This is a genomic window from Actinomadura sp. NPDC048032 (assembly GCF_040653175.1).
GTDB classification, from domain to species: Bacteria; Actinomycetota; Actinomycetes; order Streptosporangiales; family Streptosporangiaceae; genus Spirillospora; species Spirillospora verrucosospora.
Map to the genome: position 1 here is coordinate 1 of NZ_JBEZJP010000340.1, position 9,347 is coordinate 9,347.

General features: G+C 74.7%; 9 protein-coding genes. 4 read left to right on the forward strand and 5 right to left on the reverse strand.

The features are described 5' to 3' along the window. The coding region (locus tag AB0C69_RS31715) for a citrate/2-methylcitrate synthase (RefSeq protein WP_360358675.1) at positions 1–1,075 on the reverse strand (1,075 nt) is incomplete at its 3' end. A gap of 66 nt (positions 1,076–1,141) precedes the next feature. Here AB0C69_RS31715 and AB0C69_RS31720 point away from each other — a divergent pair. The 4 genes from AB0C69_RS31720 to AB0C69_RS31735 all read left to right on the forward strand — a co-directional run bounded on the left by AB0C69_RS31720 (position 1,142) and on the right by AB0C69_RS31735 (position 7,059). Beyond that, complete coding sequence (locus tag AB0C69_RS31720) at positions 1,142–2,380, forward strand: hypothetical protein (protein WP_360358676.1); 1,239 nt, start codon at positions 1,142–1,144, stop codon at positions 2,378–2,380. A gap of 47 nt (positions 2,381–2,427) precedes the next feature. Then, positions 2,428–3,801 (forward strand): SWIM zinc finger family protein, encoded by a 1,374-nt coding sequence (locus tag AB0C69_RS31725; RefSeq protein ID WP_360358677.1) that lies wholly within the window; start codon positions 2,428–2,430, stop codon positions 3,799–3,801. After that, complete coding sequence (locus AB0C69_RS31730) at positions 3,798–6,443, forward strand: DUF6493 family protein (RefSeq protein ID WP_360358678.1); 2,646 nt, start codon at positions 3,798–3,800, stop codon at positions 6,441–6,443. Before AB0C69_RS31725 ends, AB0C69_RS31730 begins: the two co-directional genes overlap by 4 nt. A gap of 73 nt (positions 6,444–6,516) precedes the next feature. Continuing rightward, a complete protein-coding gene (locus AB0C69_RS31735) occupies positions 6,517–7,059 on the forward strand; it encodes a methylated-DNA--[protein]-cysteine S-methyltransferase (protein ID WP_345184596.1) in 543 nt (180 codons plus the stop codon). A gap of 24 nt (positions 7,060–7,083) precedes the next feature. On the opposite strand, the gene AB0C69_RS31740 is transcribed toward AB0C69_RS31735, so the two are convergent. The 4 genes from AB0C69_RS31740 to AB0C69_RS31755 form a co-directional block, all read right to left on the reverse strand. Next, the gene (locus AB0C69_RS31740; protein ID WP_360358679.1) at positions 7,084–7,998 is read right to left on the reverse strand and encodes an oxidoreductase; all 915 of its coding nucleotides are present in this window, start codon (positions 7,996–7,998) and stop codon (positions 7,084–7,086) included. 131 nt (positions 7,999–8,129) lie between these two features. Next, positions 8,130–8,618: a glutathione peroxidase gene (locus AB0C69_RS31745; RefSeq protein ID WP_353834510.1), complete on the reverse strand. Its 489-nt coding sequence runs from the start codon at positions 8,616–8,618 to the stop codon at positions 8,130–8,132. 111 nt (positions 8,619–8,729) lie between these two features. Further along, positions 8,730–8,885, reverse strand: coding sequence for a hypothetical protein (locus AB0C69_RS31750; protein WP_185025660.1), 156 nt, complete (start codon positions 8,883–8,885; stop codon positions 8,730–8,732). A gap of 171 nt (positions 8,886–9,056) precedes the next feature. Then, positions 9,057–9,215 carry a hypothetical protein gene (locus AB0C69_RS31755; protein WP_179278923.1) on the reverse strand — a complete coding sequence of 53 codons (159 nt, stop codon included), beginning with the start codon at positions 9,213–9,215 and terminating at the stop codon, positions 9,057–9,059. Between the last annotated feature and the right edge of the window lie 132 nt (positions 9,216–9,347).

Consider the following 9,347-nt stretch of genomic DNA (forward strand, 5'->3'; position numbering starts at 1 on the left):
GCAGGCGGCGCCGGGCGGCCTCGGCGAGCACGGCCTCCGCGGCGGCGAGCCGGTCGTGGCCGGGCGCCGCGGCCCGGACGAGGTCCATCAGCAGCGCGGCGCGCCCGTCGCCGGACTTGTAGACCGCGTGCCCGAACCCCGGCACGGGCTCGCCGCCGCGCAGCCGCTCCCCGACCACGCGGGACGCCGCCTCCGGGTCGGCGACTTCCGCGATCAGGCGTTCCGCGCCGTAGGACGCGCCGCCGTGCAGCGGGCCGCTCAGCACTCCGAGCCCGGACGCGACGACCGCGTAGGGGTCGGCGCGCACGGACGCGGCGACCCGGGCCGCGACGGTGGAGGCGGCGAGCTCGTGGTCGGCCAGCAGGATCATGGCGGCCTCGAACGCGCGCAGCAGCCCCGCGTCCCCGGGCGGGTGCGGGCACAGCCGGTTCCAGAGCCGCTCGGCGATCCGTCCGCCGCTCCCCTCGCCGCCCCGTCCGCCGCCGGGGGCCCGGTTCGCGGCGGGCAGGGCCTCGACGAGCCCGGCGATCAGCGCCCGCCCGGTCGCGACGACGCCCTCGGGATCGAGGTGGTGGCGCAGCGGGTCGGTCGCGGCGAGCGCGGCCGCGATCAGGTGGAGGCGGTCGAGCGGGAGGAGCCCCGGCGGCAGGCCGGACTGGGCCGCGACGGCCGCGGCGACGCCGTCCGCCCTGGCCCGCCAGGGCTCGGCGCCTCCTTCGGGCTCCCCGGGCTCGTCGCGCCCCTGCCACAGCCAGGCGGCGACCTCCTCGAACGTCCGGCTCCCGGCCATCTCCAGGGCGTCGCGGCCCCGGTAGTAGTGGCGGTCGGCGCCGAGCGCGGTGATCGCCGACTCGATCGCCAGCTCGCCCGGCCCCGGCGGGCGGCGGGGCCTGCCGCGCCGGGCCAGCTCCTCCACCTGCGCGGCCTCGAACAGGCTGCGGCGACCGTCCGGCGCCTGCCGGCGCCGCAGCACGCCCCGGCTCACGTACGCGTAGAGCGTGGCGGGCTTCACACCGAGCCGCTCGGCCGCGGCCTTGGCGTCGATCCACCCGCTGAGCTGCTCTTCGTCCGCCATCCTCATCCCCGTACATTGATTTTCGTCAATATTGATACACAGGATTGCCGGTGTCAATCTGGGGCCATGCCACAGATTCACTTCCTGGACGTCACCAACCGCGACGGCGTCCAGACGGCCCGGACGGGCCTGTCCAAGTTCGGCAAGACGATGGTCAACTTCTACCTGGGGCGGCTGGGCGTGGCGCAGTCGGAGATCGGCTTCCCGTTCCTGTTCCACGAGGTCCCCTACGTCCGGGCGCAGATCGCGCTGGCGGAGGCGGGCGCGTTCGGGGACCTGCGCCTTTCGGGGTGGTGCCGGGGCGTCGCGGCGGACGTGGAGAAGGCCGCCCGGGTGCGGGCCGGAGGGACCGGGCTCGCGCACTACAACCTGTCCATCTCGACGTCCGACTACATGATCGCCAACAAGTTCCGGGGCCGCCTCGACCGCGACGCGATCATCCGGGAGACCGTCGCTGCGGTCCGCGCGGCCAAGGCGGGCGGCGCGCGGACGGTCGGGGTCAACGCCGAGGACGGCTCGCGCACCGACGAGGGCTTCCTCACCGAGTTCGCGCTCGCCGCGAAGGAGGCCGGCGCCGACCGCGTCCGGTACTGCGACACGATCGGCGGCGAAACGCCGGAGCGCATCAGGGAGCGCTTCGCCGGGCTCGCCTCCGCCGTCGCGATGCCGGTCGAGACCCACTGCCACAACGACCTCGGCATGGCCGTCGCCAACTCCGTGAGCGGCGCGCTCGGCGCCCTGGAGGCCGGCCAGGACACCTGGATCAACACGTGCGTGAACGGCATCGGCGAGCGCTCGGGCAACGCCGACCTGCTGTCGACGATCCTGGCGTTCCGCCACGGCTTCGGCCTTGAGGGGCGCGCCGAGATCGGCGATACGATCGACCTCGGGTGGGCGCGCCGCTTCGCGCTGTGGGCGAGCTACGCGTTCGGCCAGCCGCTGCCCGCCAACCAGGTCGGCGTGGGACGGAACGCGTTCGCGCACGAGTCCGGCATCCACGCGGACGGCGCGCTGAAGGACCACGGCAACTACGAGCTGTACGACGAGGCGACGCTCGGCCCCTTCCCCGACGACTGGCACGCCCGTCCCGGCCGCGTCGTGCTGACCGGCGAGTACGGCGGCAAGGCGGGCTTCCGGCACGTGATGGACGGCCTCGGCGCCGAGCCCGCCGACGAGGATCTGGCCTTCCAGCTCGTCCAGCTCTGCAACGCCCAGACGGGCCGCCCGCTGACCGACGACGAGCTGCGCCTCATCGCCGCCCACCCGCGCGAACTGGCGCTGCTCTTCCCCGACCAGATCTCCTGATCGCGAATTCGGCCTGATTTGTCAGTCTGAAGCCCTACGTTTCCGGCATGGCGAGCAGCACGATGGCGGCAGGGGCCGCGCAGTCGTACCGGTACACGAGCCCGTCCGGGCTGGACGAAGGGCTCCTGGGGCTCTCCACGTCCGGCGGGACGACCAGCAGCGGGCCGCAGGCGCACCCGCACTTCTTCAGCGGCGTGCTCACGCAGCCAGGGGCCGCGGCGGCCGGACTGCTCGCCCTGGCCGACGTCGCGCAGACGCGGTACTACCAGCCGCGTCCCACCTCGTTCCGGGACCCGGTCGTCACGTGCAACGGCGACCGGATCCGGATGGAGTCCTTCTCCGCCTGCGGCGGCGTGTACGCCCGGCTGGACGTGCTGGAGCCGGCGCTGGACGGCGAGGTCCACGAGCGCGGCACGACGAACGTGGACGTGAACGGGCCGCTGCGCGAGGCGCTCGCCCGCGTGGGCGGGTCCGACCCGCTGCACCTGGCGGTCGGCGCCGGGGAGATGGCCGTCACCACGATGGACGGGGCCGTGGTGGAGAAGAAGGTCCCGCTCCCCGACCGCTGGCTGCGCGGCTTCGCCGAGGTCCAGGTCATCACGGCCGGGTTCGACCCGCGCGGGGAGCTGGCCGGGCCCGACGCGGTGCGGTTCCTGCGGTCCCTGCCCCGCGGGGGGCGCGGGCCGCTGTGGGTCGTCCCCGCGGGCCGGACGCTGCGGGTCGCGGCGCGGCCGTCCCCCGGGGCGGTCTGCCTGGCGGGGCCCGACCGGCTGCGGACGCTGCTGCCGCTGCTCCGCTTCGCGAAGGCGCTCCGCGTCTACGGGCCGCCCGTCGCCGGCGGGAGCAGGCCGGTGTCGAGCGTCTGGGAGCTGGAGCTGCCCGGCATGCGGTACGTCCTGACCCTGTCGCCGCAGCACTCGCGCGGCTTCTCCGGGGAGGGCGCCGTGCTGGACGCCGTCTCGACCGACGAGGCGGCGGGGGACGCCGACCTGCTCGGCACCCTGCTGTCCTTCGAGCCGCGCGTGGAGCCGGACCTCCTGGCCGAGCGGTCGGGGCTCCCGCTCGCGCGGACGAAGGCGGCGCTGGTCCAGCTCGGGACGTCCGGCCGCGTCGGCTTCGACACCGCCGAGGCCGCGTACTTCCACCGCGAACTGCCCTACGACCCGGCGCGGGTGGCCGACCTCAACCCGCGGCTGCGTTCGGCGCGCGCGCTGGTCGAGGAGGGCGCCGTGCGGTTCACCGCCGAGGACGCGGCGGTCGTCTCCGGCAACGGCGGCGAGCGCCAGGTCCGCTTCGACGGCGACCGCGCCACCTGCACCTGCCCGTGGTGGTACGACCACCGGGGCGGGCGCGGCCCGTGCAAGCACGTCCTCGCCGCCCGGATCGTCCGCCGCGAGGCGAGCGCGGAGGCGGCCCGATGAGCGCCCGCGAGGACGACCTCCAGAAGGCGCTCCACGCCGGCGACGTGGAGCTGACGGCGCGCCTGGTCGCCGAGCTCGACGACGACGCCCGCCGCGCCGTCGCCAAGGACCTGCCCGACCGCCTGAAGGCGATGCGCGCCGCGACGCGCCACGGCGAGCTGCCCCACATGACGCTGGAGCCGCTGCTGGTCGCCGGCGCCGGCACGCTCGGCGGGCCGGCGGCCGCGGCCGCGTGGCTGTGCCGCCGCGACCTGCGCGTGTGGTGGACCCAGGACGGCCCCGCCCGGACCTGCGAGGCGCTGCGCGCGGTCACGTCCACGCGCCCGGACGAGTGGCGCGCCGAGGTCGCCCGGCGCGTCGCCGCCCGGTTCCGCGTCTCCGGCGGCGAGTCGCTGCTGTGGCACATGGCGGCGGTGCTGGCCGAGTCGGCCGGGACGGTCCCCGAGTCGGACGGTTTCGTGGTCGGCTGGGTGACCGAGCGCGACCTCCCCGACGCCGGCGACCCGTTCCTGGACGCGCTCGTCCCGAGGCTGTTCGAGGTGGAGGCCGTGGGAGGCGCCCTCGCCGAGGACGGGGCGAGGCCCCAGTGGAACCGTCCCCGCATAGGCGGCTGGGCAGGCGCCCTCGCCGGCCTGGCCGCGACCGGGCGGCTCGACCGCGCGGTCCTGCTCGACGGCTGCGTCCGCCGCTTCCTGCGCGGCGGCACCGCCCGCGACCTCCGCTGGTTCATCGCGCTGCACGACACGCTGGAGCCCGACGACGACGAGACGGCCGCCCGCGTGCGCGACTACGTCCGCCTGCTCCCGGCCGCGCCCTCGACCGTCGCCGGGCTCGCCCTGCGCCAGGTCCGCCGCGTCGACGACCGGGACGGGCTCGACGCCGCGCTGTTCGACGAGGCCGCGGACGCGCTGCTGTTCCGTCCCGAGAAGAAGCTCGTCCAGGCCGCGCTGATCTGGCTCGACCGCACGGCCCGCAAGCGCGACCGGGTCGACGCCACGCTGCGCGCCGTCACGGCCGTCTTCCACTCCGACGCGCTCGACCTGCGCGAACGCGCCGTCGCGATCGCCGCCAAGCACGCCGCCCACGCGAGCGGGGCCGTCCACGAGGAGGTCCGTGCCGCCGCCCGCGACCTGCCCGCCGTCCTGCGCGAGCCCGTCGCCGCGGCGTTCGGCGCGGTCGAGGCGACCGACGACTCCGAGCGGTCCCCGGGACCGCCGCCCTTCACCCCGCGCGAGGCGCCCGCCCCGATCGGCTCGCTCGACGAACTGGCCGAGGAGTTCGCGGTGCTGCTGCGCGCCGACGAGGAGTGGCGCACGTCCGAACGCTTCCTGGCCGCGCTCGTCGAGTTCGCCTACCGCGACCCGGAGGCGACGCGCGCGGCGCTCCGGAAACCCGCCGACGACGTCGCCCCCTGGCTCACCGACTCCGACCGCCACGGGTACTGGCGCCCCTACGTGAAGGCGAGCTGGATCGCGCTGCCGGTGCGGAGCCTCCTGCACCCGCCGAAATCGCACGGCCTCAGGGATGCGCTCGCCTCCCTCCTGAAGGGGCGGTCCCGCGCGGCCGGGACGGTGTTCAGCCCGCAGATGGAGCGCTTCCTCACCCTGCGCAGGCACGAGATCGCGTCCATGGTCGGGAAGGTGCCCGTCCTCCTCGCGACCCCGACCGAGGGCAGCGGCCACGTCGACCCGGACGTGCTGGTCGCGCGGCTCGAACGGATCGAGGCGGCGGGCGCGGAACCGGGGCGGGCCGACCTCACCCAGGCGATGCTGCGCGTGCCGCGCGAGATCGACCCGGCCGCGGTGGGACGCGCGCGGCGGCTGGAGTCCAAGGCGGGCCGGACCCTCGCGTCCTGGCTGGCGGACGGGGGGCTCGCCGACCCCGCCGTCGAGTGCACGGTCCTCGACAAGCCCCTCGCGAGCGTCCGCGGCCGCACGCTGCGCCTGCCGACCCGGATCCTGTCCACGGTGGACGTCCCCGGCGACTCCGACATCGCCCACCTGTGCGCCTTCCCCGAGGACGGCTGGACGGACTTCGGAACGGCGGGGATCCACGCGGCCCAGGGGTTCTGGCCGTCGGTCCTGCCGTCCCACCGCGAGGTGACCGCCGCGCATCTCGCCCCCGACCTGGCGGGCGCGAGCGAGGAGGAGCTGGGCCAGGGCGCCGTCATGCTCGACCTGGCCGGGGCCGACGGGCCCACCGGCTCCGCCACCGGGACGCTGCTCGCCTGCGCGCTCGCCCACCGGAGCCAGAACGAGCGCGCGGACGCCGTCGAGGCGCTGCTCGTCCTCAGCGCCCGGGGCGGCCTGCCGGCGGCCGAGACGGGCACGGCGCTCGGACGGCTCTCCGCCCTGAAGCGCCTCACCCTCCCCCGCGCGGTGAAGGCCCTCACGGCGGCCGCCGACGGCGGCGGGCACGCCGGAGTCTGGGCGATCCTCGCCGCGGCCCTCCCGCACGCGCTCCCCGCCCCCGGCGAGCGCGCCGTGACCGGGGTCCCCGACCTCATCGCCCTGGCGACCCGCCTGGCGGAGACGACCGGCGCCCGGGACGCCGTCCCGGGCCTTGAGGACGTGGCCGCTCGCGGCGGTTCCAGCCGCCTGGTGAAGGAGTCCGCCCGCCTGCACCGCACGCTCGCAACGTGATGGGCCAGGCCGGTGTTGGAAGAGGAGCCGGTCCGGTGTGGGACGCTGAGCCCGGCGGAAGGAGCGCTGAACGATGACCGAGACCCTGGCGTTCGGAACGGTCGACACCGTGCTCGGCCGCCTGCTCGTCGGCGAGACCGAGACGGGGGTCGTCTCGCTGCACTTCCGCGACACCCCGGCCGCGCGCGCCCGCACCGCCAAGGCGACCGCGCTGCCCGTCGTGGACGCCCCCGCCCGCCTCGCCCCAGCCCTGGCGGCCCTGCGGGACTACTTCACCGGCGACCTGAAGCACTTCGAGCTGCCCATCGACTGGCGGCTCACGTCCGACGTCCAGCGGCAGGTGCTCTCGACGCTGTACGAGACGGTCCCCTACGGGCAGGTCCTCACCTACGGCGACCTGGGAGAGCGCAGCGGCACCGGCGTCCACGCCCAGGTCATCGGCCAGGTCATGGGCTCCAACCCGATCCCTCTGATCGTCCCCTGCCACCGCGTCGTCGCCTCGAACGGGCTCGGCGGCTACAGCGGGGGCTCCGGAGTCGAGGTCAAGCGCTGGCTCCTCACCCTCGAAGGCTCCGTCCCCGCCACCCTCGACTGGGACATCGACCGGGGGCCGTGACCTCCCGGGCCGCGGCGGGCGGCGCTAGGCCTTCGCCTGGGCGTAGGTGACGCCCGTGAGGTTCTCGGACACGTCCCAGAGGCGCTCGCCCAGGCCGGGACGGTCCGCATGCCGGGGCGTGACGACCTTGGCCGGAGCGCCCCGGTACTGGAACAGGCGGGGGCCGTAGCAGGCCCCGCCGCGCACGTCCGGCGCCGTCGCGGCGTAGAGGGACGGGAGCGCGCCCGCGGCGGCCGACTGCGCCACCACCGCGTTGCCCAGCCCGGTGGCCTTCTCCATGAGCGTGTTGCCCTGCATGCGCGGCCCCGCCTGCTGCAGGTTCGTCGCGGCGTAACCGGGGTGGGCGGCGACGCTGGTCACCTCCGGGACGCGCCGGTCGAGCTCCTTGGCGAAGACCAGGTTGGCGAGCTTGGCCTGGCCGTAGGCGGTCCACTTGCGGTACCGGCGCTCGCCCTGCAGGTCGTCGAAGTCGATACGGCCCGTCCAGGCGAAGCCCGAGGTGACGGTCACGACGCGGGCGGACGGGGCGGCGCGCAGCGCGGTCAGCAGGAGGCCGGTGAGCGCGAAGTGGCCGAGGTGGTTCGTGCCGAACTGCATCTCGAAGCCGTCGGCGGTGGAGCGGCGCGGGATCGCCATCACCCCGGCGTTGTTGACCAGGATGTCGAGCGGCGCCTCGCCGTGCCGGGCCGCGAACTCCCGCACGGACGCCAGGTCGGCGAGGTCGAGGGAGCCCAGGACGAGGTCGCCCTGCGGCGCGGCGGCCTTCATCCGCTCCAGGGCGGCCCGGCCGCGCTCGGCGCTGCGGCAGGCCAGCACGACGGACGCGCCGTGCCGGGCGAGCTGGAGCGCGGTGTGGTAGCCGATGCCGCTGTTGGCCCCGGTGACGATCGCCCGCCGCCCGCGCAGATCGGGGATGTCTCCGGCCGTCCATCCGCCCATGGGGGCACCTCCACGTCCTGTCGCGAATCCACAAGTTAGACGGGCCATCGAATACGAGGCAACGCCCGCGCGGTGTGGCGCGATTCACACCCCCGGCGAACGCGCCCCCCGGCCGGAGGGCGCGTTCCCGGTCAGGCCGGAAGGGCCCTCTCGATGGCGGTGACGACCTCGGCGGACTCCGGCTCGGTCTGGGGCGCGAAGCGGGCCGCGACGGCGCCGTCCGGAGCGATCAGGAACTTCTCGAAGTTCCACCGGATGTCGCCGGTGTGGCCCTCGCCGTCGGGGACGCCGACGAGCTCCCGGTACAGCGGATGCCGGCCCTCACCGTTGACCTCGACCTTCTCGGTCATCGGGAACGTGACCCCGTAGGTCGCCGAGCAGAACTCGGCGATCTCCTCGGAGCTGCCGGGCTCCTGCCCCATGAACTGGTTGCAGGGGACGCCGAGGACGGTGAAGCCCCGTCCGGCGTACGTCTCCTGCAGCCGCTCCAGGCCGGAGTACTGCGGGGTGAGGCCGCACTTGGAGGCGACATTGACGACCAGGACGGCCTTGCCCCGGTACTGCTCGAGGTCCGCGGGCCCGCCGCGCAGGCCCTCGATCTCTACGTCGAAGACAGACATGGGGCCGATCCTAGGAGATCGCTCCGCGGATCGGCCGCGTCCTCGCCGCTGACGCCGCCGGCGGGCGGGTGGTTCCCGCCGCCGGCCGCCCTCACGCCCTCGGGGCGCCCGTCAGTTGCCCAAGGCGTTCACGAAGGCGGCGAGCTGGTTGCCCGCGTTGCCCAACTCACTGAAGGCGTTGTTGACCACTCCTGCCGCATCCGTCGGTGAGCTCAGCAAGTAGAAGATGACGAAGGCGATCGCCACATAGCGGAGGTTCTTCTTCATCCGTAACGCCATCCCTGTCCGTAGCGCGCGACACAATCGACCCGATCTCCATTGTGCCCAGCCGCGTCTGCCCGCAAAGCGCGATTTTACTGTGACGTACGGGCAACTTCATGGTGGCGTCGCGAAGAGAAGCCCCGCACCGGCGGGGGTACGGGGCCCGGGACCCGGCGTTCAGTTCGGGATGGCGCTCATGAACTGCGACAACGACTCGGCGGCGTTGCCGAGCCCGCTCAGGGCGCCGTTGACGAGATGCGCCGCCCCCTCGGGCCTGCTGATGACGTACCACGCCGTGAAGGCGATGGCGGCGATCTTCATGTGCTTCTTGTTCACTTCAACCACCCTCTGCGGTCGATCACTTACTCTCAGTGATTCCCCAGGTCCCGCTGAACTCGGCGCCCGGTTCGAGGCCCACGACGTCCTCCCCGGACACGAACGCGTTGGGCGGGCAGGTCATCGGCTCGA

What these genes read in the sequence shown, in the direction of transcription:
- AB0C69_RS31720 (WP_360358676.1), top strand. Translation starts at nt 1,142, where the DNA reads ATGCCACAGATTCACTTCCTGGACGTCACCAACCGCGACGGCGTCCAG.
- AB0C69_RS31725 (WP_360358677.1), top strand. Translation starts at nt 2,428, where the DNA reads ATGGCGAGCAGCACGATGGCGGCAGGGGCCGCGCAGTCGTACCGGTAC.
- AB0C69_RS31730 (WP_360358678.1), top strand. Translation starts at nt 3,798, where the DNA reads ATGAGCGCCCGCGAGGACGACCTCCAGAAGGCGCTCCACGCCGGCGAC.
- AB0C69_RS31735 (WP_345184596.1), top strand. Translation starts at nt 6,517, where the DNA reads ATGACCGAGACCCTGGCGTTCGGAACGGTCGACACCGTGCTCGGCCGC.
- AB0C69_RS31740 (WP_360358679.1), bottom strand. Translation starts at nt 7,998, where the DNA reads ATGGGCGGATGGACGGCCGGAGACATCCCCGATCTGCGCGGGCGGCGG.
- AB0C69_RS31745 (WP_353834510.1), bottom strand. Translation starts at nt 8,618, where the DNA reads ATGTCTGTCTTCGACGTAGAGATCGAGGGCCTGCGCGGCGGGCCCGCG.
- AB0C69_RS31750 (WP_185025660.1), bottom strand. Translation starts at nt 8,885, where the DNA reads ATGAAGAAGAACCTCCGCTATGTGGCGATCGCCTTCGTCATCTTCTAC.